Below are 23,357 nucleotides of genomic sequence, written 5' to 3' on the forward strand. Positions count from 1 at the left end.
GCTTGCGCGCGTGATTGCAAGGCGCGCCTATACCTATTTGTAGAAGGGAATACTGTGCGCAACTCGGAAACCCCGCCAGAGTCGCAACCTGCCATCGGGCCGGAAACCGTCCGCACGTTGAGCGTGCTCGTCCTGGCGGCGATGATCATGATTCTCAATGAGACGTCGTTGTCGGTCGCCCTGCCCGCGGTCATGGCGGACTTTGGCATTCCGGCAACGTCGGCGCAGTGGCTGACCACGGGGTTCATGCTGACCATGGCGGTGGTTATCCCCACCACCGGTTTCTTGCTGGAGCGGCTGACTACCCGGCACATGTTCTTGGCCAGCACTGGGCTCTTTCTGGTCGGGTCGCTGGTGGCCGCGCTGGCGCCCGTGTTTGCCATGCTGTTGGCCGGGCGTGTAATCCAGGCGGCGGGAACGGCCTTGATGATTCCGCTGTTGATGACAGTCACCATGTCCCTGGTCCCGTCGCAGCGCCGCGGTTCCGTGATGGGCATTATTTCTATTGTCATCTCGGTGGCCCCGGCATTGGGGCCCACGGTGGGTGGGCTGATTCTCAACTCCTTTACCTGGCATTTCATCTTCTGGTTCATGGTGCCGCTAGTGGCGTTGATAATGCTCTTCGGTCTGTTGAAGCTGCCGAACGTGGGTCAGACTCGCGCGATTGCCCTGGACGTGGTCTCTGTGTTGCTCTCCGTGGTGGCTTTTGGTGGCCTGGTGTATGCGCTGTCTTCTATCGATGCCATCTTGACCGGCGCCAGCTTTGTCCCTGCTGTGGTGGGCGTGGCTGGCGTGGTGGCGTTGGTGGTCTTTGTGCGCCGCCAGACTCAGCTGGCTCAGGAGGACCGTGCGCTGATGGACTTGCGTCCCTTCCGGGTGCGTAATTATTCGCTGAGCATCGCGCTGATGTTGGTCGCTTTCGGCCTGCTGCTGGGCACGGTGACGGTGCTGCCGATTTATTTGCAGACGTCGCTGGGGGTGACTGCGGCGGTAACCGGCATGGTGGTCATGCCTGGTGGCCTGGCCCAGGGCCTGATGTCGCCGTTTGTGGGCCGCCTGTTTGACTCAGTTGGTCCGCGTCCGTTGATGATTCCCGGCGTGGTCATGCTCACCATCGCCGTATGGCTGCTCTCCACGTTGGGGGCAGATTCTCAGGTTTGGCAGGTTATTGCCATGCACGTGTTGTTGGCCGTGGGCATTGGCTTGATGATGACCCCGCTCATGACCACCGCTCTGTCCTCCCTGCCCGGCGAGCTCTATGGCCATGGTTCCGCGATTATGAATACTCTCCAGCAGCTAGCCGGTGCTGCCGGCACGGCCTTTCTGGTGGTTTTCCTCACCCGCGGCACGGCTGCCGGCCTGCAGGCAGGCTTGGACGATGCCGCCGCTACCGCCCAAGGCACCAGCTGGGCCTTCATGTTCGCGGGGGTGCTGGCGCTCGTCGCGTGCGCCTTGACCCCGCTGATCAAGCGCGTCCACACTTAGCCCGCACGTCTAGCCCCTCCGGCGGCCTGTTTTCGGCTGCCGTGGGGCTGGGGTGCTGCGCTGCGGGCGCGGGGTTAGTTGGTGGGGCTAGTCGGCACCGGGACACCACCACCGGGCGACTGCCAGGCAACCTGCCCACCAACCCTTACCATCCGGCCGCGGTGGATGGGTACTCCTCCCGGCGGGTGGTCCTCGTTGGCACCATTATGGTGCGGGCATAACACTGTCAGGTTCCTGATGTTGGTTTCCCCACCATCAGCCCACGACGTGATGTGGTGGATCTGGCACTTATCAAACGGCACGTGACAGTCCAACCAGGAGCACTCAGGGCTTTCCGCGGCAAGGAGGAGGCGCTGCTTGTCGGTAGCAAAGCGCTCCATACGGTAAACATCCACCGGACCTTGCACCCGGCTAAGGATCGCGACAAACCCATGCTTGAACAAAATGCGCTCAGCTAGTTCTTTCCCAGTCATCCGTGCCCCATTGTTCGCCCGAACAATAATGTCCGAATCCGCGCCAGCAGGTTGTTCACTGGTGCCGGTGGTGCCGGTGTGGTTGCATTCGTTAACGGCGAGCAGCTTGGCGAAGGTATCCAGCTGCAGGGTAATCATGGGGATGTAGTTCAACCGCCCGGCACCACCTTCACCACGCACCAGGTTAAAGAAGCTTTCTGCCGGGGCATCCTGATCGATGGCATCGTAGACATCGGTAAGGTCCACATCGCGTGCGGTAATGGACATGGTGGCTGTGCCGTTGGCGTAGCGACGTATAGAGACTTTTTCTACCGGGGTGTCATCCTTTGGGTTCCATTCCCGGCGTAGTTTGCGTGCCATGGTGGTGAATTGGCCTGCGGGTGTAGCGCATAGGTGTTGGCGCATTCTCCATTGTTGGGTGGTTTTGGTCTTGGTGACTTCGCGTTCTATTTCTTGCATGGCGATAAGCCCATGTCCGTGGCGGCGGGCGCCTTTAATAGCGCTCCTTTGCCTGCGGCTAGGCTGACCGGGCCCGCAGTACAGCCGGTAGAGGCGCACCAGGAACTCTGCGGTATCTGGTGCAACGCCTAAGCCCTCCAGGTCTGTGGTGGTGGCATGCTCTAGCTGTGGCAGTGCGTCGATGACGCTGCCTAGCAGGGCGGCGATGTTGATCTCTGTCATGGTTTTGACGCTAAGGCGATTGTGCAACCCTGCGCAAGGGGAATTTTGGAAAAACCCGAAATCTGTGGATAACTCGGCGAAAATGTGCACTCTATTAGACAATTGTCGAAGAATTCCACAGGGAGAATGCCACAGACGTGACATAATCTAGCCCCGCACGAGCAAACGGGGTGCTGACGCAGCCCGGGCCGGCAATAAGACATCGGCGCGCGCACGCGAGGAGGGGCTGCGTGTCGAATCATAGGAAGCAAGAGCGGAGCGTGGCGCAGGTCGGACCGAGGAGCGCGCACGCGGGGAGGGGGGCGCGAACTGCGTTGCGCGGCGCGCGGGCGGACCGCGGCGGGTGAGGGAAAGGGGCATCGGCAAGCTAAGGTGTTCGCTACCGGCGTACAGTGCCTTGAGCTGGGCAAAGGGCGGGATTTGCGGGCAGAATGAGGCTGGGTGCGAATGAGAAGTCCACTGGGCGCGTTAGAGTGGGCAGAGTCAAAATTAGCGAAAGAGGTAAGTAGCAATGTTTGAGAGGTTTACGGACCGTGCTCGCCGCGTCATCGTGCTGGCGCAGGAGGAAGCACGCATGCTCAACCACAACTACATCGGCACCGAGCACATTTTGCTCGGGCTCATTCACGAAGGTGAAGGTGTGGCCGCCAAGGCGCTAGAGGCGATGGGGATTTCCCTAGAGGACGTGCGCCGCGAGGTGGAGGAGATTATTGGCCAAGGCACGCAGCCTCCCACCGGGCACATCCCGTTTACCCCGCGCGCTAAGAAAGTGCTGGAGCTGTCCTTGCGGGAAGGCCTGCAGATGGGACATAAGTACATCGGCACGGAGTTCCTGTTGCTGGGTCTCATCCGTGAAGGCGACGGCGTGGCCGCACAGGTGCTGACCAAGCTGGGCGCGGACCTGCCGCGCGTGCGCCAGCAAGTTATTCAGCTGCTGTCGGGTTATGAAGGCAACCAGAATGAAGGCGAAGCGGGCGCCCAGGGTCGGCCGGTGGGCGCCGGGGCTGGTCAGGGTGGTGGACGCACTGCACCCAACGGTGGCGGGGAACGCTCCAACTCGCTGGTACTCGACCAATTTGGCCGCAACCTTACCCAGGCCGCTAAGGAAGGCAAGCTCGACCCCGTGGTGGGGCGCGAGTCTGAGGTAGAGCGCATTATGCAGGTGCTCTCGCGGCGCACCAAGAATAACCCAGTGCTTATCGGTGAGCCAGGCGTGGGTAAGACCGCGGTTGTGGAGGGCCTGGCCCTGGACATCGTCAACGGCAAGGTCCCGGAGACCCTAAAGGACAAGCAACTGTACTCCCTGGATTTGGGTTCGCTGATTGCTGGGTCGCGTTACCGTGGCGACTTTGAAGAGCGCCTGAAGAAGGTGCTCAAAGAGATTAACCAGCGCGGTGACATCATCTTGTTTATCGACGAGATCCACACCCTAGTTGGCGCTGGTGCCGCAGAAGGCGCTATTGACGCCGCCTCGCTGCTCAAGCCCAAACTGGCCCGCGGTGAGCTGCAGACCATTGGTGCCACCACGCTGGATGAGTACCGCAAGCACATCGAAAAAGATGCCGCCCTAGAGCGCCGTTTCCAGCCGGTGAAGGTGGAAGAGCCCTCACTGGATGACACCATCTTGATCCTCAAGGGCCTGCGCGATAAGTACGAGGCCCACCACCGCGTGTCTTACACGGATGAGGCGCTCAAGGCGGCAGCGTCGCTGTCGGACCGCTACATCAATGACCGCTTCCTGCCGGATAAGGCCGTGGACCTGCTGGATGAGGCCGGTGCCCGCATGCGCATCAAGCGCATGACCGCCCCAGAAGGCCTGCGGGAGGTCGACGAGCGTATTGCGGAAGTCCGCCGCGCCAAGGAAGCCGCCATCGACGAGCAGGACTTTGAAAAGGCGGCCGGCCTGCGCGACCAGGAGCGCAAGCTCTTCGAGGAGCGCTCGGAGAAGGAAGAACAGTGGCGCTCCGGTGAGCTGGAGGACATCGCAGAGGTCGGCGAGGAACAAATCGCCGAGGTCCTGGCCCACTGGACCGGCATCCCGGTGCTGAAGCTGACGGAGAAGGAATCCTCCCGTCTGCTGCACATGGAAGACGAGTTGCACAAGCGAATCATCGGTCAGGACGAGGCCGTCAAGGCGGTTTCGCGCGCTATTCGCCGCACCCGCGCGGGCCTGAAGGACCCGCGCCGCCCATCCGGTTCCTTCATCTTCGCCGGCCCGTCCGGTGTGGGTAAGACGGAGCTGTCGAAGTCCCTGGCAAACTTCCTGTTCGGTTCGGATGATGACCTCATCCAGATCGACATGGGCGAGTTCCATGATCGTTTCACGGCCTCGCGCCTATTCGGTGCCCCTCCGGGGTACGTGGGCTACGAGGAGGGCGGCCAGCTGACGGAGAAGGTCCGCCGCAAGCCGTTCTCCGTGGTGCTCTTCGATGAGATCGAAAAGGCCCACAAAGAGATCTACAACACCTTGCTGCAGGTGCTCGAAGATGGCCGCCTGACCGATGGTCAGGGCCGCGTGGTGGACTTCAAGAACACCGTGTTGATCTTCACCTCCAACCTGGGAACGCAGGACATCTCCAAGGCGGTGGGCTTGGGCTTTAGCGGTTCTTCCGCAACTGACTCGGATGCGCAGTATTCACGCATGAAGAACAAGGTCCACGACGAGCTGAAGAAGCATTTCCGCCCGGAGTTCCTCAACCGTATTGATGAGATTGTGGTCTTCCACCAGCTGACTCAGGAGCAGATTGTGCAGATGGTGGAGCTGCTCATTGGCCGTGTGGAGAAGCAGTTGGCGGAGCGCGATATGGGCATCGAGCTGACGCCGCTGGCTAAGGATCTGCTGGCTAAGCGGGGCTTTGACCCGGTCCTGGGTGCGCGTCCGCTGCGCCGCACCATTCAGCGCGAGATTGAGGATCAGCTCTCGGAGAAGATCCTCTTCGGCGAACTCGGTGCAGGCGACCTGGTCACTGTTGACGTGGAGGGTTGGGACGGCGAGGCTGCGGATTATTCTGCTGCGCGCTTTACCTTCACCCCTTCGCCGAAGCCGCTGCCGGAGGGCACCTTCACGGAGGACGACGCTGAGGTCCGCGAGACCGAAGAGGTTGCTGAGTCTGCCGATGCCCTGGTTCCCGACGCCCTGCCCGAGTCCCCCGCCCCGGCTGAGGGCGGGGATGACACCCCACCGCCGGCAGGCGCTACGCAGCCTGCCTAAGGCCACGGCGGCTGTGGTTCAGGTTCGTTGCACCGCCTGGTGCTGCCGAATTGCCTAGTGTTGCAGACAATGGGGCTAGCTCGAGAGAGCTGGCCCCTTTTGCCGTTGCGCCTTAACTGTTGAACCCTAGCCGTTGTTCGTTAGCCGTTGATGCAGTTGCTGGGGGCGGGGCGGTTGTGAAAACGGTCCGCGAGGTAGATCAAGCCTTTGGGCAGGGTGGTCATTAGCGGTAGAGCATGGCCGGTGCCCCAGCCAAGGCCGGGGCCGTTTTCGATGACGAAGTCTACTGTGCCGCCTTGCTGGCAATAGGCGCCAGCGAGTTGTTGGGCTTGGGCGAAGGGAATGAGGTCATCGTGAGGGGAGTGGGCGATGTAGATGGGCGCGCTCACGGGGCGTCGGCCAAGCTGTTGTTCGTCGAGGACGCGGGCGATCTCGGGGATGCGGTGGGAGAGTTCGGCAAAAGATTCACCGGTGCGGGTCAGTTGGCGCGAGTTGACTCCGCCCCAGTTGAGCACGGATTCGGGAATGCAGGAGTTGGCGGCGCTGCGGACGAACTCGTGCCCGCGTTCGTTGAAGTTATCCATGATGAGCTGCAGGAAGCGCGGGTCGCGTTCGCCGAAGCCATTGATGGCGTATCCCAGAACGTGGGCGATGGGCGAACCGTCGACAGCGACCATAACCTGGGAGAGGTCAGCGGGCGGGGCGCCAGCGAAGGTGCCTTTGATGTTGAGCTCGGGGGCGTATTCGGCAACCCGCTCGGCGGCGGAGGCGGCAGCACCGCCACCCTGGGAGTAGCCGGCAAAGCCGATGGGGGCATCGGCAGGGGCGCCGGTGAGAGTCAAGGCGGCACGGGCGGCATCGATAAGGGCGTAGGCCTGCTCGGCGGCGTGCACGTAGGTGTGGTGGCCGGGGGTGCCCAGGCCGATGTAGTCCGGCACAATGACGCGAATGCCAAACGCGGCTGCCGCCTGTTGGAATTGGTACTCGTAGTTGACATTGAGTGACCCTGGTGTTGCGCTGGCTAGCCCCAAGTAAGCGCGGGAGGGGGCGCATTGGTCGCCTTGGCCGCGGGTGCCGGGGGCTAGCACAATGGTGGGCCGCGGGCCCGGCCCAGCCCAAGGCGCCGTTGGTTCAAAGAGCGTGGCGGTGGCGGTCGTCCGCGAACCATCGGCGCGCGTGGTGGGGTAGTGCACCAGTTGCGCGCGGGAGTTGAATTCGAGAGCATGCGGTATGGCCGTGGCTGTAGGCGCCTCCGGTACCGGTGCGCTGATGGTACTTGGAGCTTCGCCGGGTTCGGCAGCTGCAACGGGCGCGGGGGTAAGCGCCCACAATCCCGCCGCTGCCACTGCCGTTAGCGTTGCCGCTGCCACCGCGGATCTTGCTGCCGCTACCGTGGCTCGCACCGCTGCGATGGCTTTTGCCGCCGATGCCGCCGATGCCGCTAATGTTGCCGCTGGTGCTACTGGTGCTACTGCTGCCGTTGGTGGTTTTACTGGTGAGAGTTGAAACATAGGCATAGCGTAGACGCTATGATTCCCCTCATGGGCATTTATTATCGCTCCCGCAAGAAGGTGGGAAAGAACAGCTGGTTGAACTTCTCTAAGTCAGGAGCTTCGGCGTCGACGAAGATCGGGCCGGTGACGCTGAACTCGCGCGGAGGGGTGTGGGTCAAACTCCCTGGCGGCCTGAACCTGCGTGGCCGCTGGCGCTAACCAGGCGCTAGCTCTATTCGGACGCTGGCGCTAACCGACCAGCAGCACGCCAACCGGAGTGAGCATGCTTAAGCCGGCAGGTGAAAGCGCTGCTGGGCGTCTTGTTCGGCGAGGCCATCGGCAAGCAGGGAGGCCAACGCACGGGAGCGCTGCGCAGCATCCGGCCACACGACATCGATGGCGCTGCGGGACACGGGGGTATCGGCACGCCGGAGCACGTCCATGATGAGGCCGCGCACCTGTCGGTCAGTGCCGGTGAACTTCTGCACCCGCATCTTTGCCGCAGCCAGCTCGTGGCTAGCAGGCTCCGGGCAGCCGGCTAGCTGCCAGGCGCACGTGTCCAGCAAGGGACAGCGCTGGCATTGCGGCGAGCGCGCGGTGCACACTAGGGCTCCCAGTTCCATCACTGCCACGGAATATAGTGGGCCGTCTTTGGCTGGCAGCAGCTCGGCGGCACGGACAAGCTCGCGTGCTCGCGGCGGTGGCGCCAGAAAGTCGCCGTCTAGGGCGCGGGCATAGACACGGCGCACGTTGGTATCAACCACCGGCACGTTGCGCCCGTAGTGGAAGCACGCCACCGCGGCGGCGGTGTACTGGCCGATGCCGGGCAGGGCCTGGAGCTCTTCGATGGTGGAGGGGATGGGGGCATCGGCAAGCTGTTGGGCGCATTCCCATAGCCGCAGGGCGCGGCGCGGGTAGCCCAGCTTGCCCCAGGCACGCAAGACTTCCGCTTTGCTGGCGGTGGCGAAGTCCGCGGGGGTGGGCCAGCGCTGCATCCATTCCTCCCACACCGGGGCCACCCGCGCGACGGGGGTTTGCTGGCTCATGACTTCGCTAACCAAGACTCCCCACGCGGTTGTTCCGGGCCGCCGCCAAGGCAAGTCGCGGCGCGCACCGCGGAACCACTCCACAATTTTTTGTGTGTCAATTGCCTGCGTATCCATCGCAGGTAGCTTAGACTTTGAATTTGTGGAACCAGACATTGAGCACGTCACGCCGCAGCAGGTGTGGGACACACTGCTGGACGGCAATCGCCGCTACGCCGCGGATAAAGCCGAACACCCCAATACTGACATCGCCCGCCGTGATTCTCTGCGCACCGGCCAGGCGCCACGCGTAGCTATCTTTTCTTGCGGGGATTCCCGGGTTCCCGCGGAGTTTGTTTTTGATTTGGGCTTCGGGGACGCCTTCATTATCCGCAACGCTGGCCATATTGTGGATGACTCCATTTTGGCTTCGGTCCAGTTTGCTATTGATGATCTGGGCTGTTCGCTGCTGGTGGTCATGGGCCATCAACATTGTGGCGCCATCAAGGCCACAGCCCAGTTCTTGGATGAGGACGCCGTGATCCCTTCTGGTTTCCAGCGCGCGATTGTAGAAAAGGTCTCCCTGGCGGTTTCGGCGGCGAAGGCGGAGGGCAAGGACACGCTGGCTGATTTTGAGCGCCGCAATACTATTGAGACCGTCCGCCAGCTGATGGCGCGTATTCCGCACCTGGAGGACAAAGTGGCGGATGGCTCCTTGGGGATTGCCGGTTTGCGCTATTTGCTGGATACGGGCCATGTGGAACCGGTGGTTTTGTGCGGCGTTTCTTAAGGGCCCCGCGCGCCTAGCGCTTTAGGATGGGTTCATGTCCACTCCGCGTAAGCCGCTGCCGCCGCAGATTTATGCCCGCCGCCGCGTGGCGGCCCTGCTGGCCATTTTGCTGCTGGTCATTATCCTGATTTCCGCTTGGGCGTTGCTGCGTGGCGGCGCCGAGCCTGAGCCCGCAAACACTGCGCAGACGAGCACTGCGCAGACGAGCTCCGCCCCGAGCACTACTGCCCCGGCCAGCAGCGTGGTGGAGCAGACGGCGGCCACGGAGACATCGGCAGATTCGGCGACATCGGCAGACTCGGCTTCGGCCCAGGCTTCGGACACTGAGCTTGCCAGTGCCCCCGAGCCAGGCAAGGACACCTGCGTGTTGGATGACTTGATTGTGGAGGCCGGCTCGGACAAGCCGACGTACCAGCCGGGGGAGCAGCCGCGCTTCATTATGACGGTGAGCAACCCCACGGCAGCGGACTGCAAGATTGACCTGGAGGAGCAGAAGCTGCGCTTTGAGGTTTATATGCTCAAGGATGCCGCAAAGATGTGGACGGATACTGACTGCAATCTGCCGGAGCAAACTGGGGTGAAGACGTTCCCGGCGGGGCAGACGGTGGTCTTTGACGCGGTGTGGTCGCGTGCGGGTTCGGCCCCGCAGCAGTGCGATGCCCGGCAGCCGGTGGAGCCGGGGGCGTATTTCTTGCACACGGTGATTGGCACCAACCACTCTTCCCCGCACACGTTTAATCTGATTTAGGTTGGCGTGAGCCGGGCTGGCGTTGGCGTGCGGGTGGCGAGGCCACGGCGGCGATCGCCTCGACGAGCGTGCCTACTTCCTGGACGTGCATCCCGCTTACATCCGTGGCCTGGGTGCCGGTGGGCACTAGTGCGTGGCGGTAGCCCAGGCGCGCGGCTTCTGCGAGGCGGCGCTGGGTGCCGGGGACGCGGCGCAGTTCGCCGGCCAGGCCGACTTCCCCAATGACCACCAGCCGGGGCGGCAGGGGTTGTTCGTGGAGGGAGGACCAGGTGGCTAGCGCTACGGCTAAGTCAGTGGCAGTTTCTTGGATCCGCATGCCGCCCACGGTGGCAACGTAGGCGTCTTTTTCATTGGTGCGCTGGCCTGCGCGGGCCTGGAGGACTGCCAGCACCATGGGCACGCGCCCGGCATCCAGGCCGGTGACTACCCGGCGGGGGTTCTTGGCCACGGGCTCAACGGTTAGGGCCTGGACTTCCGCCACGATGGGGCGCACGCCGTCCATGGCTACCGTCACGGCAGAGCCATCGGGAGTGGTGCCGCGGTGGGAAAGAAATAGCCCGGAGGGGTCGGGGACTTCGCGGATACCGGTGGCGGTTTGTTCAAAGCAGCCCACCTCATCGGTGGCGCCGAAGCGATTTTTGATGCCGCGCAGCATGCGCAGGCTGGACTGTTTATCGCCCTCAAAGCCCAGTACCACGTCCACAAGGTGTTCTAGCACCCGCGGTCCGGCTACGTTGCCGTCCTTGGTCACGTGGCCCACCAGGAGGATGGGGATGCCGGTGCTTTTGGCTAGGGTGGTCAGCGCGGCGGTCACTGCGCGCGATTGCGCCACCCCGCCGGCCACGCCCTCGACGCCGGGGGCGTGCATGGTTTGTACTGAGTCCACGATGATTAGCGATGGCCGAGCCTGCTCCACGTGCCCAAAGACCACGTCCAGGTTGGATTCGGCGACTAACAGCAGGGTCTCATGTAACGCCCCGGTGCGTTCGGCCCGGGCGCGCACCTGCCCGGCGGATTCCTCCGCAGTGACGTAGAGAGCCGTGCGGCCTTGGCGCGCCCACTGGGAAGCCACTTCGAGTAACAGCGTGGATTTACCCACCCCTGGCTCCCCAGCCATGAGTACTACGGAACCGGGAACTATGCCATTGCCTAGAACACGGTCTAGTTCGCTAATGCCGGTGCCTATGCTGCGGGTGGACGCGGCGGGGACATTGGTAATCGGCGTAGCCGGGGTAGCGGGCGTGAGCCCCTGGACGGACTTCTCTGCCACCACGGGCGCGGATTCTTGCAGCGTGCCCCACGCCCCACAGTCTGGACACCGGCCTAGCCATTTGGGCGAGCTATAGCCGCACTCGGTGCAGGTGTGCAGCGGACGTTGTTTCTTAGCCATGTCTCTAACCATAAAGGCAGGGGTGGACATGGTGCCCGCGCGGTTCGAACACCCCGCCTGAGCACCGAATACAAGGCACCCGATACAAGGAACCCGATACAAGGCGCGCGCATACCCCACGCACAAGACGCCACCTCGCTATGCTCACGCAAAAGGCGCCCCCGCTAGCAGAATCTCTGCCAGCTGGGGCGTCAGTGAAGGCCAGGTTTGTCCTAGTGGGAGTGAGCCTCCGGGGCCTTGGTGGTGTAGCCATCGGTGGACTGGGCGTCGCGGTTGTACTTGCCGGACTTCAGCGGGGAGGCGGAGACAGGGGCATCGACCTGCACGGTGCCGTTGGAGAAGGTAAAGGTGACCGGGCGGGTGCCAGAGTAAGCAAAGTCATCGTTGCGCAGGGTGGTGGCTAGGTAAGCGCGGCCATCCTGCTTGGGCAGGTTCTGCAGGTTTTCTGCAGAGTTGCCGATGATGGACTGGTCGCGGCCGATAGCCGGGGCGCCTGCAACGGCCACGGGCTGGCCGTCGACGTCGATGGCCTCCAGGGTTACCTGGTCCGAGGAGTAGCCCTTGTTGATTGCGCTGAACTTCAAAGCAGCAGTAGCGCTGCCGGGCTCGAGCAAGATGGTGACATCCTGCACGGCAACCTGCTCGTCCTCGGTGGTGGCGTTGGCGCCGTCTACGGCAACGACCTTGTCCGAGGTCTGGGTGATTTGCCCCGCAGAGCATGAAGCCAGGGCCAGCGCGGACAATGCGGTGACGGAGATGATGGCACCGCGGCGTGCGGCAAACTTCAGGGACTTCACTGTGAGCGTCCTCCAATTATCTGTTCAGGCGTTTATCAAACTTGTAGCCTAGTCGCTTCCGGCGTTAAGTACACAGTTTTCGCCCTGTTGGGGGTGCAACGCCACACCGGCGTAAGGGGCATCCGGGGGTAAACTTTGCCGCTGGTGGCCCGTGGTAGAATGCTAGCTTGGTCTTTCTTTCGCAATCGTTGCCGTGTCCGCCCGGCGGTGCACCCGCGCGATGTTTCCCGCCCGTTGCCCTGCGGCGTGGGCAGACGCGATTGACTTCAACCAGCTGGAAGAACGCTAGGAGTGTAGATGGATTTCAAGGTCGGCGAGGTAGTTGTGTACCCGCACCACGGCGCTGCGGAAATTACCGCACTGGAGCAGCGTGAGATGGGCGGCGAGCTGCTGGACTTCCTGGTGCTCAAGATTAATCACTCCGATCTGGTCGTCCGCGTGCCTGCTAAGAATGCTGAGCATGTAGGCGTTCGTGACGTCGTGGGCAAGCAAGGCCTGGAAAAGGTTTTCTCTGTCTTGCGCGAGACTGACGTGGAAGAGGCTGGTAACTGGTCCCGCCGCTTCAAGGCGAACCAGGAGCGTCTGGCTTCTTCCGACATTAATAAGGTGGCGGAGGTAGTCCGCGATTTGTGGCGCCGTGATCAGGATCGTGGACTTTCGGCGGGTGAAAAGCGCATGCTGGCCAAGGCCCGCCAAATTTTGGTGGGGGAGTTGGCGCTGGCTCAGCCGGTGGATGAGGCTAAGGCGGACAAGCTGGAGGCCGACATCAATGCCACTATTGAGCGCCATCGTGCTGCCGGTTTGGTTGATGATAAGCCGGTAGAGACTGACACTATTGATGATGATGTGGATCTAGAGGGCCTGTCTTTCGACGACGAGGACTAGCCCGCCATGCCAGCGTCGCCAATAACTGCCGTTGTGGTTGCCGCGGGCCAGGGGACTCGCCTGGGCGCGCCGGTGCCTAAGGCTTTTGTGGAGCTTGAGGGCGTGAGCCTCCTGGCCCGCTCGGTGGGCATGTTGTGCGCGTGCGGTCTGGTGGATGAGATTGTGGTGGTGGTCCATCCTGACATGGAGGCTTTGGCGCGCACACAGCTTGTCGATGCCCCCTCCACCTCCCCGTCTGCCAGTTCCCCGGCGCCGGTCCGCTTTGTTCACGGCGGGGCGGAGCGGGTGGATTCCGTGTGGGCGGCTTTGCAAACCATCAATCAGCGCGGATTGGTGCTGGTCCATGACGCGGCCCGGGCATTGACCCCACCGGAGTTGGTGGCGCGTTTGTTGCAGGAGGCCCACGCTGGTGCCATAGGTGTGGTTCCTGTGCTCCCGGTTGCAGATACTATTAAGCGCCTGCATGGCTCGACTGTGTTGGAGACTGTAGACCGCTCGCAGTTGGGCGCGGTGCAAACGCCGCAGGTATTCGATGCCGCGCTACTCTACGCGTGCTACCAGGACTACTACCAGCAGCGCCCGGATTTTGTGGCGACTGATGATGCCAGCCTGGTGGAATGGCACGGCCACACTGTGACTGCGGTCCGCGGGGATTCGCGGGCGTTTAAAATTACCAATCCCATCGATTTGACCCTGGCCCGCGCCTTGCTGGCCGAGTCTGCGGCTGAGGTCGAGGCCAAGTCCTAGCTGCAGTCTGTCTTGAAGTCCCTTTGCCCACAGTCCGTACCGCACCACAAGGAGTCCTCATGTCCCAGCCCATTATTCCGCGCGTCGGTGTTGCCACGGACGCCCACCAGATTGAGCCGGGGAAGCCCTGCTGGATCGCCGGATTGCTCTTTGAGGGCGTGGACGGCTGCGAGGGTCATTCTGATGGGGACGTGGTCAGCCATGCGCTTGTCGATGCCCTCTTATCCGCCGCCCAGCTAGGCGATCTGGGTTCCTTTGTGGGGGTTGGCCGCGCGGAGTATGACAATGTTTCCGGGGCGCGTTTGCTGCGCGAGTGCCGCCAGTTGCTGGAGTCTCATGGTTTTAGTATTGGAAATGCTGCGGCACAGTTGGTGGGCCAAAGCCCCAAGCTGGGCCCGCGCCGTGAGGAGGCCCAGGCGGTGCTCAGCGAGGTCCTGGCCGCACCGGTGTCTATTTCCGCCACTACCACCGACCACTTGGGTTTTACTGGCCGTTCCGAAGGTCGCGCGGCCATCGCCACCGCCGTGGTCTGGAAGGCCTAGCCCAAACTTTCCCAAACCCCTCACGCGCCGCCGCCAAGTGGTCTAGGATGAGCACACAATAGCGTGACCTGATTTGGGAGAGGCATGGATTGGATTGGGTATATTTACCTGCTGGTCGGCGTGACACCAGCGGTGCCACTGTTCGTGGGCGCGGCGGTGGCGAGTGCCCTCGCGGTGGCCGTACGCGGCGGACAGGGCCCCTCCGTTGCACACACCACGTTGCTTGTCTTCGGTTTCTTTGGGTCTCAGTACGCGATTTGGGCGGCGTTTCTTGATGATGACGTCCCGCTAAATCTCTGGACGCTGGGCAGCTTCATTGTGGCTGGCGGGGTACTGAGCCTTATTTGTGCAGCGGCTGAAATAGCGCTGCGTGGTCCTGATTCGGCCCAAGTCTCGGCTGGCAGCGATACCCCTCAGGAGTCGGAGGAGGCACTGTGAGTATTGTGCTGTGGCTGTTGTTGGGTGCTGCCCTGGGGGCGGCGGTGTACCGGGCAATTGAGTATGGACAGCGGAGGCTCATGAAGTCCCGTGCGGGCGCCTACCCGCTTCCTGCGTACTATGCCTTATTTGTTTTCTTCATGGTTTCCTACTTGTTCGTCGTGGCTTCCTGGTGGCTAGATGTTGGTAGCCTGACGGCCTTGTATTCGTTGATGGGCGCTTACCTGCTCGTCGGTTGTGTGCTTAGTTTGTTCAGCGCTAACCGGCAGCGGGCTGCGGCCGCGCAACGCCAGTCGGCAGGGGCGGTAGGGGCGGTAGTGGCAGCTCCCACGGATAATCTGCCGGTGTCTGAGACGTCCAAGGCGCCCAAGGTGGCCACAGGGATTCGCATGGTGGGGCTGTGTTGTGCTGTGGCGGCCCTGGCAATTGCCATCGTGGCGGCCGCCCAGCTCAATCATTGGGTGCAGCTCGAGTGGGCGATCACGGCAGTGGTGGCATGCGCGGGTCTCGCGCTAAGCCTGCTTGGCTTTGCCAGGGTATTAGTCAAGCAGCCGCAGCGCGCAAAGGCTATGGCGGTTGTTTCACTGGCAGCAACCTTCTTCGCTACGGCGATCGCTTTGTGGGTGGCGTTGGCTTATGGCCCCGGCTTGATAGAAGGCGCGGCTGGCGGGTAGGGATTGAGCCGGGTGGTGTCATAGAATGGCAGGGGTGAGTACCCTACGCATTTTTGATACCAGCACCCGTTCGCAGCGTGATTTTGAGCCCATTGAGCCCGGCAAGGTTTCCATGTACTTGTGTGGGGCTACTCCGCAGGCTCAGCCCCACATTGGGCACCTGCGCTCTGGGGTGGCGTTTGATATTGTGCGCCGCTGGTTGCTGGCGCAGGGATTCGACGTGGCGTTTGTGCGCAACGTGACGGATATTGATGACAAGATCCTGGCCAAGGCTGCAGAGAATAACCGCCCGTGGTGGGAGTGGGTTTCCACCTATGAGCGGGAGTTTAGTCGGGCTTACGCCACCCTGGGCGTGCTGCCACCTTCGGTAGAGCCCCGTGCAACTGGGTTTGTCACGCAGATGGTGGAGTATATGCAGCGGCTTATTGATGCCGGCTTTGCCTACCCTTCTGCTGGCTCCGTCTACTTCGATGTGGCTGCGTGGTCTCAAGCGGAAGGCTCTGACTATGGGGCACTGTCCGGCAACCGTCTAGAGGATATGGAGCAGGGGGAGTCTGATAATAGCGCCAAGCGCTCCCCGCAGGACTTCGCATTGTGGAAGGCCGCTAAGCCGGGGGAGCCCTCGTGGCCTACGCCGTGGGGTGCGGGCCGGCCGGGCTGGCACTTGGAGTGTTCGGCGATGTCCACCTACTACCTGGGCGGTAATTTTGATATTCACTGCGGCGGCCTGGATTTGCAGTTCCCGCACCATGAAAATGAAATCGCCCAGTCGCATGCGGCGGGCGATAAGTTTGCCAATTATTGGATGCACAACCACTGGGTGACCATGGCGGGGGAGAAGATGTCCAAGTCCTTGGGCAATGTGCTCTCCGTGGCGAATATGTTGGAGCTGGTGCGACCGGTGGAGCTGCGCTACTACCTGGGTTCGGCACATTATCGTTCGGTGCTGGAGTACTCGGAGGCGGCGCTGAAGGAGGCCGCGGCAGGCTACCGGCGCATCGAGGACTTTGTTACGCGCTTTGCAGACGTGGAGCTAGGGCAGTGGACTGAAGGCTTTGCAGAGGCGATGAATGATGACATAGCGGTGCCCAAGGCATTGGCGGAAATCCACACCACAGTGCGGGCGGGAAATAAGGCACTGGCCAGTGGCCAGGAGCAGCAGGCGCGCGAGCTGGCAGCTAGTGTGCGGGCCATGGCTTCGGTGTTGGGCTTCGACCCCGTAGAGTGGTCTGGGAACACTGGCAGCGGCCAGGCGGAGTCCGCCCTGGAAGTCCTGGTGGCTGCGGAGCTGGAGCGGCGCACGGCTGCCCGCGCGGCAAAGGATTGGGCTACTGCGGATGAGGTCCGTGACCGTCTGGCTGCCGCTGGCATAACTATTACAGATACTGCCGATGGCCCCACCTGGTCCTTGAGTTAGCAGTGTGAGCTTGCAGTGTGAGCTTGCACTGTGAGCTTGCACTGTGAACTAGCAACGCTAGTTGGCAGTGCGCTAGCAACTTGAGTCAAAACCCCGGTGAGCTTTTGGTACTAGAGGAGACACAACACTAATGGCACGAATTCACGGCCGCGGCGGCGCGGGCGCGCGCAAGACGAATAAGAAGGGCGCTACCAAAGGCAGTGGTGGGCAGCGTCGCAAGGGCTTGGAGGGCAAGGGCCCCACGCCTAAGGCAGAGGACCGTATCTACCACGCCAAGCACAAGGCCAAGTTGGAGCGCGAGCGCCGCAATTCCGGCCGCCACGTCAAGGAAACCGCAGAGATGGTGGTGGGGCGCAACCCGGTGGTGGAGTGCTTGCACGCCAAGGTCCCGGCCACCTCGCTCTATATTGTGCAGGGCACGCGTAACGATGAGCGCCTGTCAGAGGCCGTGGCCATGGCCAACACCCGCAGCATTCCGGTGTTGGAAATCCCCCGGCATGAGATGGACCGGATGACGGGCAATGGAATGCACCAGGGGATCGGGCTGCAGATACCGCCCTATAAGTACGCCGATGTGCACCAGTTGATGGAGCGTGCGCGAGATTCCGCAGAGCCGGGCCTGTTCGTCATCCTGGATAACATCACGGACCCGCGCAATTTGGGTGCGGTGATCCGCTCGGTGGCGGCTTTTGGCGGCCACGGGGTAATTATCCCGGAGCGGCGTTCGGCTTCCGTCACGGCGGTGGCGTGGCGTACCTCGGCGGGCACGGCCGCGCGCCTGCCGGTGGCGCGCGCAACCAACCTCACCCGCACTGTGCAGGACTTTCAGAAGGCCGGCTATCAGGTGGTGGGCCTTGATGCTGGCGGGGAACACACCCTGGACACCTACCGTGGCGGCGCGGAGCCGGTTGTTATCGTCATCGGTTCTGAGGGCAAGGGCATTTCCCGCCTGGTGCGGGAGAATTGCGACGTCATCATGTCCATCCCCATGGTGCCGTGGGTGGAATCCCTCAATGCTTCCGTGGCAGCAGGGGCGGTGCTTTCCGAGTTCGCCCGCCAGCGCCGCCAGCAGTCCTAGCCCGCGCGTTAAGGCGTGCGCACACGCCGGAAGAACTCTGCCACTAGGTCCGCGGCGATAAAAGAGTTGGTATTGCGCCCCAGGCGGGCGTCGAGCACGTTGCCCGAAGGGATAAGGTGCCCCATGCCTGCAACGCGCAGCAGCTCCACGGGGGCAGGGCCCTCCCACCGAAAGCGGGTGGTATCCCCAAAAATCTGCTCGCTCACCGGCTCCGGATGAGCCCCATTGAGCTCAGCCAACCGCGCAGCAGTCTCCATGGCGCCGAGTACCGGGCCCCGGGTGCGCTGCGCATCCAGGCCCGCCGTGCCACCTTCATAAGGGGCTAGAGGATCAGCGGTGCCGTGCATGAGCAGCACCGGGGTGGGGAGAAAAGCACTATCGGGGTTGGTGGGCGCGTGATTGGAACCGGCACCGAGGGTGGAGGCGAAGACAACGGCGGCATCGGCAAGCCTAGGGGCATCAAACAGCAAGCGTAGCACCATCTGCCCACCATTAGAAAAGCCTGCCAGGAACACCCGCCGGGGTGCTAGCTCGCGGATCAAGGCGCGGGTAAAGCCGACATCATCAATGCCCAGCTCGCGCGCGGCAACCGGCAAGGTGGCGCGGGCATCATTAAAGTGCTGCTCCACGCCGTAGGGGTACGCCACCTGCATCCCATCCAGTGCGTCAAAGGTCCCTGCAGTAAAGCGGCGGATGACGTTGCCGGACTGCAGGGAGCCGTGGAAGAAAATCAACAAATCATGCGGGCCTGGTGCACCCTGCGGGGTGACCAAGACGTATTTGCGCTGGCGGCCTTGGTGCTCCAGGCGACGGTGTTCGACGGTGGTTTCGCGGGCATTCACGGCTTCACAGTCTAGCCGGGCCTAGTTGGTGGCGTGGTGGGCCTCGCCCTCTGGGAAGTGTTCGCGGTGAGTACGCCGGGCGGCAACATCATCGCGCACCGCCCGGCGCCCGCGCAGCCACCCCACCAGGCGGCAGACCAGATAAATCACAAAGGAAATGGTGGTCACAAACACTGATACCGGCAAACCCGGCGCCAGGGAAGCCAGCAGCCCACCCACGGCGGCGACCTCCGCAAACAACGTAGACCAGAGCACCGCGCGCACAGGGGAGGAAGTAATCTGTACCGCGGCGGCACCGGGGGTAATCAGCAGCGCCATCACCAGCAGAGAGCCCACAATCTGCACCGACTGCGCCGCAGCCAAACCCACCAGTACCGCAAAAACTACGGAGAGCAGGCGCACCCGCACGCCTGCGGCCTGGGCCATAACCGGGTCCGCGAACGCAAATAGCATGGGGCGCCACAGCACAAAGACGGTGACCACGATGATGACAGTGGTGGCCGCCAGCAGCCACACCGATGCCCCAGATACCCCCACAATCTGGCCCGTGAGCAGCGTCATGGCCGTGGAAGAATTGCCGGGGTAGAGGTGCAAGAAGAGCACCGACAGGCCCAGGCCGAAGCTCATCACCACCCCAATGGCAGAATCCTGCTGGCCTTTGAAACCCAGCACTGCCAGCACAATTGCCGCCACAATCGCCCCCGCCACCGCGCCAAAGCCGATGTTGAATCCAAAGAGCAGCGCTGCGGCCGCGCCCATTAGTGCCAACTCTGAGGTAGCGTGCACCGAAAAAGACATCTGGCGCAGCACAATTAGGGTAGTAATGACCCCGGAGAGGATACCCAACAGCGCGCACGCCAGCAGGGACTGCTGGACGAAGTCGACGCTGATGAGGTAGCGGGTATCGGCAAGATAGTCAGACAACAATGAGCCTTCCCTCGACGTTGAGCACTGTGACCTTGGAGCCGTAGAGCTCGCTTAACACTTCTGAGCGCATGACTTCCTCTACCGGGCCCAGCATGTGCCCGTGCGGCGCCAGGTAGAGCACGCGGTCCACCACGTGTAGCACGGGGTTAATGCCGTGGGTGACAAAAAGAACCGACAAGTCCCTTTCCCGGCGCCAGGTGTCCAGCTTGTCCACCGTGGCGGCCTGGCGAGCGGGGTCCAGGGAGAGCAGGGGTTCATCGGCAAGCAAGAGCTGCGGGTCGTGCGCCAGGGCTTGCGCTTGGCGCACCAGCTGTTGTTGCCCGCCGGAGAGTTGGCCCACGCGACGGCCGGCAATGCCCGTCGCCCCGACCTCTGCCAGCAGCTGGTCCACCCGCCCGCGCGGGGGCCGCCGAAAACCGGGAGCAACGGCCAGGGAGACCAAATCCCGGGCGCGCATGGGCAGCTCCGGCGGAAACATGCGTTGCTGGGGGATAAACCCCACCCGGGCCTGGCAGCTCACCGTCCCGGACGTTAGCGCCCGCGTGCCCAAGATGGTGCCCAACAGCGTGGACTTGCCCACACCATTGGGCCCCAGCACTGCCACAAATTCACCCGCGCCTACGTCCAGGTTAAGCCCGGACCACAGTGGGTCTACTGCGGCGTCGCGAAAGCTTAGCAGCATTACGCGCCGGGCTTTCTTGCTGAGTCTGCCGATGCCGCCTGCCCCGCCGGGTCTGCCCCGGCCTGGCTCGCCGGGTCTGCCCCGGCCTGGCTCGCCGCCTTCTCCAGGGCACCGAGCACCTGCTCGTAGTAGTCAAAGAAGTTCTCCCCGCCCACGGGGGTCTCGCCAATTTCTACGATGGGCATTCCGGCGGCCTCGGCGGCGTCATGGATGCGCTGGGTCAGGTCGGTTTGGGTCTGCGGATTGTAGATGAGCAGGTCAAAGTCCCTGGCCTGCACGGCTTGGAGGAAGCGCGCCAGGTCTGCAGCTGCCGGTTCGCCTTCGCTCAAGGTCACGGCCCGGTACTTCTCCGGGGTCTTGTCTGTCCAGGGGGCGGGGGCTAGTAGGTAATCTGCAATCGGCTCGGTTTGGGCATAGGTGCGCGCGGGCAGGGCGGCCAGGCGGTCGCGCACGCTGGTGGTTTTGGCCACGACCGTTTCGGCAGATGCACCTGCATCCGGGTCTAGGGCATTGATGGCGCTGGCAACGTCTTTGGCCACAAGCGTGATGGCGTCGATGTCGTACCAGACATGCTCATTGCCGTCGATGACTTCCACCCGCGATTGCGCGGCGTTGCCCGCGTCTGGGTTGCGCAGCCCGCCGTGGTCTACCAGCGGCAGTGCGGAGATGATGGCGTCCTGGTTGCTCATGGCCTGGTAGAGCCAAGCGTCATAGCCGCCGCCACCGACGACGGCAATGTCAGCGTCGTTCGCGCGCGCCACATCTGCGGCGGTGGGCTCGAAGTGGTGGGGGTCTACGTCCGGGTTGGTGATAACGGAGGTGACAGTAACCGGCGTGTCAGAGGCCACGGTGTCCGCGACTTCCTGCGCGATGTGGGCCCAAATCGGCGTGGAGGCCACGATGTTGATGCCCTCCTCGCCAGCGCCGCCCCCGGCCCCGCTGCTTGCTGCGGGCTGCCCGCTGGAGGAACACGAGCTAAGCGTTAATGCCAACAAGGTTGCGGCGGCAAGCCGGGCCAAATTTGTCATGCGCTCTAGTTTCCTGTTGTTGGAAATCGATGTCAAATGAAAAGCTATTGAAAAACGGTACAGTGGAATCCATGTCTTCTCGCAGCCCGCACCGCAAAACCCTGGCCTGGTTGGCTGCAGAATTAGGGGTATCCGCCACCACAGTCTCTAACGCCTATAACCGCCCGGACCAGCTGGCACCCGCCACCCGGGAGCGCATTTTGCGCGCCGCCCAGGAGCTCGGTTACGCGGGCCCGGACCCCACCGCGCGAAACCTGCGCACCCGCCATGCCGGAACGGTGGGGGTGTTGCTGACGGAGCACCTGTCTTATGCCTTCGAGGATTTGGCCTCCGTGGACTTCTTGGCCGGAATGGCGGAGTCTACAGAGTCGTCGTTGACCTTGATTCCTGCAGGTCCTGATGCCGCCGCTCGCCCCGGCAAGATTGCCGACATGGTGGGTGGCGCTGCCGTGGATGGCTTTGTGGTCTACTCCGTGGCTGCGGGGGATCCTTACTTGGAGGCCGCGCGCGCCCGCAACCTTCCGCTGGTGGTGTGCGACCAGCCCAAGGACACCGGGGCGCCCTTTGTGGGGATTGATGATCACCTCGCCATCCAGCCCGCCGCCCAGGCCTTGGTGGCCGCCGGGCACCGTCGCATTGGCATCCTGGCTATCCGCTTGTTTCGCCAGCGCCGCGATGGCCCGGTGTCTGTACCCCAGCTTGCCGATGCCCCCCTCCACGTCCAGCGTGCCCGCGTCCAAGGTGCGTTGGAGGTTTTTGGTGCGGCGGGTATTGGGGAGGTCCCGATTATCACCCGGCACCTTAATACTCCGGAGACTGCCCGCGCGGCTGCGGCGCAGCTTCTCGATGCCCACCCGGACATCACCGCAGTGTTATGCACCACGGACTCTATGGCCTTGGGCGTGCTGGCCCTGGCGCAGGAGCGCGGCTGGGACGTCCCGGGGGATCTGTCCGTGACCGGTTTCGATGGGATTGCCCCCGCCCTGGCGCGGGGGTTGAGCACCGTGGTGCAGCCCAACAAGGACAAGGGCGTAGCTGCTGGCCGCATGCTGAGCCAATTCATTGCCACTGGTTCACCCGTGCCCAGCCAGCAACTCGAGACCACGTTTATGTTGGGAACCACGCTGGGCCCACCCCGCTGACGCTTATGCTGCCCCGCCTCCTAGTTCCGCTGGCGTCGGCACGGGAACGGGTCACATTAGGTGGGGCCGCACAGTGCTAGGTGCGCGGGCTTAAGAGCTAGGCGCGCGGGCTTATGAAGTCGGCGCGCGCGGTGGCTAGGTCGTGGAGGAATTGGGCCACTGCGTCGACATCGGCCAGACGGTGTGCGGCAGTAGTGGGGCCGTCGCCGACTTTGATGGCGGCATCGGCAGTAGGGTCAAGGACGGCAAAGCCTTGCTCATCGGTGACATCATCGCCAAGGAAGACAACGGTGGTTGCGCCCACGCGCTCACGGAATTGCTCAATCCAGGTGCCCTTGGTGGCGTGGACGGCGGAGAACTCCACCACCATCTTGCCCAGGGTCTTGGGGTAGGACCCGGCCTCGATCTGCATGGCGGCAGCCAACGCGGCCTGCGCTGCCTCGGGGTCTACCCGGTGCAATGCTAGGACGTGGAGCACCCGCTGGAAGGGCTTGACCTCTATTTCTGTGCCGGGAAAACGCGCGACTATTGCCTCCAGCTCCCGCTCCACGTGGTCCAGGTGCGCCTGGGCGCCGGCGTCCAAGGGCAGCACGGCTTGGGAGGACTCCGCCCCGTGGGAGCCACCAAAGACCACCGGGTGTGCCAGCGGGCAGACCTGCTCCAGGCCGTCGAGGTGACGCCCGGAAAGCACCGCCGCGGTGGTATGTGGCAGGCCCGCCAGCAAGGTTAGCGCGGCCATGGACTGGGGGTGGGCCTTGACGGAGTAGGGGTCCGTGGCGAACTCGGCCAAGGTGCCATCGAAGTCACTGACTACTGCCAGGTGAGGGGCGCGCGCCAGGGTTTGTACTAAAGAATCCATGCA

Annotated in this window: 24 protein-coding genes; 14 read left to right on the forward strand and 10 right to left on the reverse strand. The window is 63.0% G+C overall.

Going from position 1 to position 23,357, the window contains the following annotated elements; translation table 11 throughout:
• Window positions 1-54 precede the first annotated feature (54 nt).
• Complete coding sequence (locus G7Y31_RS01725) at window positions 55-1,485, forward strand: MDR family MFS transporter (RefSeq protein ID WP_425321646.1); 1,431 nt, start codon at window positions 55-57, stop codon at window positions 1,483-1,485.
• Between the two features lie 74 nt (window positions 1,486-1,559).
• Here the strand turns inward: G7Y31_RS01725 and G7Y31_RS01730 are convergent, their stop codons facing one another.
• A complete protein-coding gene (locus G7Y31_RS01730; protein WP_165008817.1) occupies window positions 1,560-2,639 on the reverse strand; it encodes an HNH endonuclease signature motif containing protein in 1,080 nt (359 codons plus the stop codon).
• 511 nt (window positions 2,640-3,150) lie between these two features.
• On the opposite strand from G7Y31_RS01730, the gene G7Y31_RS01735 reads away from it, so the two are divergent.
• Window positions 3,151-5,850: an ATP-dependent Clp protease ATP-binding subunit gene (locus G7Y31_RS01735; RefSeq protein ID WP_165008815.1), complete on the forward strand. Its 2,700-nt coding sequence runs from the start codon at window positions 3,151-3,153 to the stop codon at window positions 5,848-5,850.
• Window positions 5,851-5,990: 140 nt separating this feature from the next.
• On the opposite strand, the gene G7Y31_RS01740 is transcribed toward G7Y31_RS01735, so the two are convergent.
• Window positions 5,991-7,043 (reverse strand): lipase family protein, encoded by a 1,053-nt coding sequence (locus G7Y31_RS01740; RefSeq protein ID WP_244977420.1) that lies wholly within the window; start codon window positions 7,041-7,043, stop codon window positions 5,991-5,993.
• Between the two features lie 37 nt (window positions 7,044-7,080).
• Here G7Y31_RS01740 and G7Y31_RS11905 point away from each other — a divergent pair, with 37 nt between their 5' ends.
• Together G7Y31_RS11905 and G7Y31_RS01745 are read left to right on the forward strand one after the other, a co-directional pair.
• Window positions 7,081-7,356: a hypothetical protein gene (locus G7Y31_RS11905; RefSeq protein WP_244977421.1), complete on the forward strand. Its 276-nt coding sequence runs from the start codon at window positions 7,081-7,083 to the stop codon at window positions 7,354-7,356.
• 35 nt (window positions 7,357-7,391) lie between these two features.
• Window positions 7,392-7,562, forward strand: coding sequence for a DUF4236 domain-containing protein (locus G7Y31_RS01745; protein ID WP_165008953.1), 171 nt, complete (start codon window positions 7,392-7,394; stop codon window positions 7,560-7,562).
• Window positions 7,563-7,630: 68 nt separating this feature from the next.
• Here the strand turns inward: G7Y31_RS01745 and G7Y31_RS01750 are convergent, their stop codons facing one another.
• Complete coding sequence (locus G7Y31_RS01750; RefSeq protein WP_165008813.1) at window positions 7,631-8,506, reverse strand: A/G-specific adenine glycosylase; 876 nt, start codon at window positions 8,504-8,506, stop codon at window positions 7,631-7,633.
• A 25-nt stretch (window positions 8,507-8,531) separates the two neighbouring features.
• On the opposite strand from G7Y31_RS01750, the gene G7Y31_RS01755 reads away from it, so the two are divergent.
• Window positions 8,532-9,158: a carbonic anhydrase gene (locus tag G7Y31_RS01755; protein ID WP_235922922.1), complete on the forward strand. Its 627-nt coding sequence runs from the start codon at window positions 8,532-8,534 to the stop codon at window positions 9,156-9,158.
• Window positions 9,159-9,192: 34 nt separating this feature from the next.
• A complete protein-coding gene (locus G7Y31_RS01760; RefSeq protein ID WP_165008809.1) occupies window positions 9,193-9,906 on the forward strand; it encodes a hypothetical protein in 714 nt (237 codons plus the stop codon).
• Here the strand turns inward: G7Y31_RS01760 and radA are convergent.
• Both radA and G7Y31_RS01770 read right to left on the reverse strand, forming a co-directional pair.
• Entirely contained in the window at window positions 9,893-11,296 is a 1,404-nt protein-coding gene (gene radA / locus G7Y31_RS01765) for a DNA repair protein RadA (RefSeq protein ID WP_165008807.1), read from the reverse strand. The genes G7Y31_RS01760 and radA overlap by 14 nt on opposite strands.
• 212 nt (window positions 11,297-11,508) lie before the next feature.
• The gene (locus G7Y31_RS01770; protein WP_165008805.1) at window positions 11,509-12,093 is read right to left on the reverse strand and encodes a hypothetical protein; all 585 of its coding nucleotides are present in this window, start codon (window positions 12,091-12,093) and stop codon (window positions 11,509-11,511) included.
• A 297-nt stretch (window positions 12,094-12,390) separates the two neighbouring features.
• Here G7Y31_RS01770 and G7Y31_RS01775 point away from each other — a divergent pair, with 297 nt between their 5' ends.
• The 7 genes from G7Y31_RS01775 to rlmB all read left to right on the forward strand — a co-directional run bounded on the left by G7Y31_RS01775 (window position 12,391) and on the right by rlmB (window position 17,874).
• Window positions 12,391-12,978 carry a CarD family transcriptional regulator gene (locus G7Y31_RS01775; RefSeq protein WP_165008803.1) on the forward strand — a complete coding sequence of 196 codons (588 nt, stop codon included), beginning with the start codon at window positions 12,391-12,393 and terminating at the stop codon, window positions 12,976-12,978.
• Between the two features lie 6 nt (window positions 12,979-12,984).
• Complete coding sequence (gene ispD, locus G7Y31_RS01780; protein WP_165008801.1) at window positions 12,985-13,725, forward strand: 2-C-methyl-D-erythritol 4-phosphate cytidylyltransferase; 741 nt, start codon at window positions 12,985-12,987, stop codon at window positions 13,723-13,725.
• A 59-nt stretch (window positions 13,726-13,784) separates the two neighbouring features.
• The gene (ispF, locus tag G7Y31_RS01785) at window positions 13,785-14,267 is read left to right on the forward strand and encodes a 2-C-methyl-D-erythritol 2,4-cyclodiphosphate synthase (protein ID WP_165008799.1); all 483 of its coding nucleotides are present in this window, start codon (window positions 13,785-13,787) and stop codon (window positions 14,265-14,267) included.
• Window positions 14,268-14,351: 84 nt separating this feature from the next.
• Window positions 14,352-14,705 carry a hypothetical protein gene (locus G7Y31_RS01790; RefSeq protein WP_165008797.1) on the forward strand — a complete coding sequence of 118 codons (354 nt, stop codon included), beginning with the start codon at window positions 14,352-14,354 and terminating at the stop codon, window positions 14,703-14,705.
• Complete coding sequence (locus G7Y31_RS01795; protein WP_165008795.1) at window positions 14,702-15,379, forward strand: hypothetical protein; 678 nt, start codon at window positions 14,702-14,704, stop codon at window positions 15,377-15,379. The genes G7Y31_RS01790 and G7Y31_RS01795 overlap by 4 nt, the downstream gene beginning before the upstream one ends.
• A 34-nt stretch (window positions 15,380-15,413) precedes the next feature.
• On the forward strand, window positions 15,414-16,796 hold the full coding sequence (gene cysS / locus G7Y31_RS01800; protein WP_425321647.1) for a cysteine--tRNA ligase: 1,383 nt from the start codon (window positions 15,414-15,416) through the stop codon (window positions 16,794-16,796).
• A 130-nt stretch (window positions 16,797-16,926) separates the two neighbouring features.
• Window positions 16,927-17,874: a 23S rRNA (guanosine(2251)-2'-O)-methyltransferase RlmB gene (gene rlmB / locus G7Y31_RS01805; RefSeq protein WP_165008790.1), complete on the forward strand. Its 948-nt coding sequence runs from the start codon at window positions 16,927-16,929 to the stop codon at window positions 17,872-17,874.
• Window positions 17,875-17,882: 8 nt separating this feature from the next.
• On the opposite strand, the gene G7Y31_RS01810 is transcribed toward rlmB, so the two are convergent.
• Genes G7Y31_RS01810 through G7Y31_RS01825 form a run of 4 tightly spaced genes read right to left on the reverse strand, consistent with a single transcriptional unit; the run spans window position 17,883 to window position 21,353 of the window.
• Complete coding sequence (locus tag G7Y31_RS01810; RefSeq protein WP_165008788.1) at window positions 17,883-18,716, reverse strand: CE1 family esterase; 834 nt, start codon at window positions 18,714-18,716, stop codon at window positions 17,883-17,885.
• Between the two features lie 21 nt (window positions 18,717-18,737).
• Window positions 18,738-19,640, reverse strand: coding sequence for a metal ABC transporter permease (locus tag G7Y31_RS01815; RefSeq protein WP_165008786.1), 903 nt, complete (start codon window positions 19,638-19,640; stop codon window positions 18,738-18,740).
• Entirely contained in the window at window positions 19,633-20,325 is a 693-nt protein-coding gene (locus G7Y31_RS01820) for a metal ABC transporter ATP-binding protein (protein ID WP_165008784.1), read from the reverse strand. Before G7Y31_RS01820 ends, G7Y31_RS01815 begins: the two co-directional genes overlap by 8 nt.
• Window positions 20,325-21,353 carry a metal ABC transporter solute-binding protein, Zn/Mn family gene (locus tag G7Y31_RS01825; RefSeq protein WP_165008782.1) on the reverse strand — a complete coding sequence of 343 codons (1,029 nt, stop codon included), beginning with the start codon at window positions 21,351-21,353 and terminating at the stop codon, window positions 20,325-20,327. The genes G7Y31_RS01820 and G7Y31_RS01825 overlap by 1 nt, the downstream gene beginning before the upstream one ends.
• Before the next feature lie 71 nt (window positions 21,354-21,424).
• Between G7Y31_RS01825 and G7Y31_RS01830 the strand changes: the two genes are divergently transcribed.
• Entirely contained in the window at window positions 21,425-22,495 is a 1,071-nt protein-coding gene (locus tag G7Y31_RS01830; protein WP_165008780.1) for a LacI family DNA-binding transcriptional regulator, read from the forward strand.
• Window positions 22,496-22,592: 97 nt separating this feature from the next.
• Here G7Y31_RS01830 and otsB read toward each other — a convergent pair whose 3' ends face one another.
• Complete coding sequence (gene otsB, locus G7Y31_RS01835; protein ID WP_165008778.1) at window positions 22,593-23,354, reverse strand: trehalose-phosphatase; 762 nt, start codon at window positions 23,352-23,354, stop codon at window positions 22,593-22,595.
• Window positions 23,355-23,357 lie beyond the last annotated feature (3 nt).

This window comes from Corynebacterium lizhenjunii (assembly GCF_011038655.2).
GTDB lineage: Bacteria > Actinomycetota > Actinomycetes > Mycobacteriales > Mycobacteriaceae > Corynebacterium > Corynebacterium lizhenjunii.

What these genes read in the sequence shown, in the direction of transcription:
- G7Y31_RS01735 (WP_165008815.1), top strand. Translation starts at nt 3,151, where the DNA reads ATGTTTGAGAGGTTTACGGACCGTGCTCGCCGCGTCATCGTGCTGGCG.
- radA (WP_165008807.1), bottom strand. Translation starts at nt 11,296, where the DNA reads ATGGCTAAGAAACAACGTCCGCTGCACACCTGCACCGAGTGCGGCTAT.
- G7Y31_RS01820 (WP_165008784.1), bottom strand. Translation starts at nt 20,325, where the DNA reads ATGCTGCTAAGCTTTCGCGACGCCGCAGTAGACCCACTGTGGTCCGGG.
- G7Y31_RS01830 (WP_165008780.1), top strand. Translation starts at nt 21,425, where the DNA reads ATGTCTTCTCGCAGCCCGCACCGCAAAACCCTGGCCTGGTTGGCTGCA.
- ispF (WP_165008799.1), top strand. Translation starts at nt 13,785, where the DNA reads ATGTCCCAGCCCATTATTCCGCGCGTCGGTGTTGCCACGGACGCCCAC.
- otsB (WP_165008778.1), bottom strand. Translation starts at nt 23,354, where the DNA reads ATGGATTCTTTAGTACAAACCCTGGCGCGCGCCCCTCACCTGGCAGTA.
- G7Y31_RS01745 (WP_165008953.1), top strand. Translation starts at nt 7,392, where the DNA reads ATGGGCATTTATTATCGCTCCCGCAAGAAGGTGGGAAAGAACAGCTGG.
- G7Y31_RS01750 (WP_165008813.1), bottom strand. Translation starts at nt 8,506, where the DNA reads ATGGATACGCAGGCAATTGACACACAAAAAATTGTGGAGTGGTTCCGC.
- G7Y31_RS01825 (WP_165008782.1), bottom strand. Translation starts at nt 21,353, where the DNA reads ATGACAAATTTGGCCCGGCTTGCCGCCGCAACCTTGTTGGCATTAACG.
- ispD (WP_165008801.1), top strand. Translation starts at nt 12,985, where the DNA reads ATGCCAGCGTCGCCAATAACTGCCGTTGTGGTTGCCGCGGGCCAGGGG.
- G7Y31_RS01760 (WP_165008809.1), top strand. Translation starts at nt 9,193, where the DNA reads ATGTCCACTCCGCGTAAGCCGCTGCCGCCGCAGATTTATGCCCGCCGC.
- G7Y31_RS01790 (WP_165008797.1), top strand. Translation starts at nt 14,352, where the DNA reads ATGGATTGGATTGGGTATATTTACCTGCTGGTCGGCGTGACACCAGCG.
- G7Y31_RS11905 (WP_244977421.1), top strand. Translation starts at nt 7,081, where the DNA reads ATGGCCGTGGCTGTAGGCGCCTCCGGTACCGGTGCGCTGATGGTACTT.
- G7Y31_RS01730 (WP_165008817.1), bottom strand. Translation starts at nt 2,639, where the DNA reads ATGACAGAGATCAACATCGCCGCCCTGCTAGGCAGCGTCATCGACGCA.
- G7Y31_RS01775 (WP_165008803.1), top strand. Translation starts at nt 12,391, where the DNA reads ATGGATTTCAAGGTCGGCGAGGTAGTTGTGTACCCGCACCACGGCGCT.
- rlmB (WP_165008790.1), top strand. Translation starts at nt 16,927, where the DNA reads ATGGCACGAATTCACGGCCGCGGCGGCGCGGGCGCGCGCAAGACGAAT.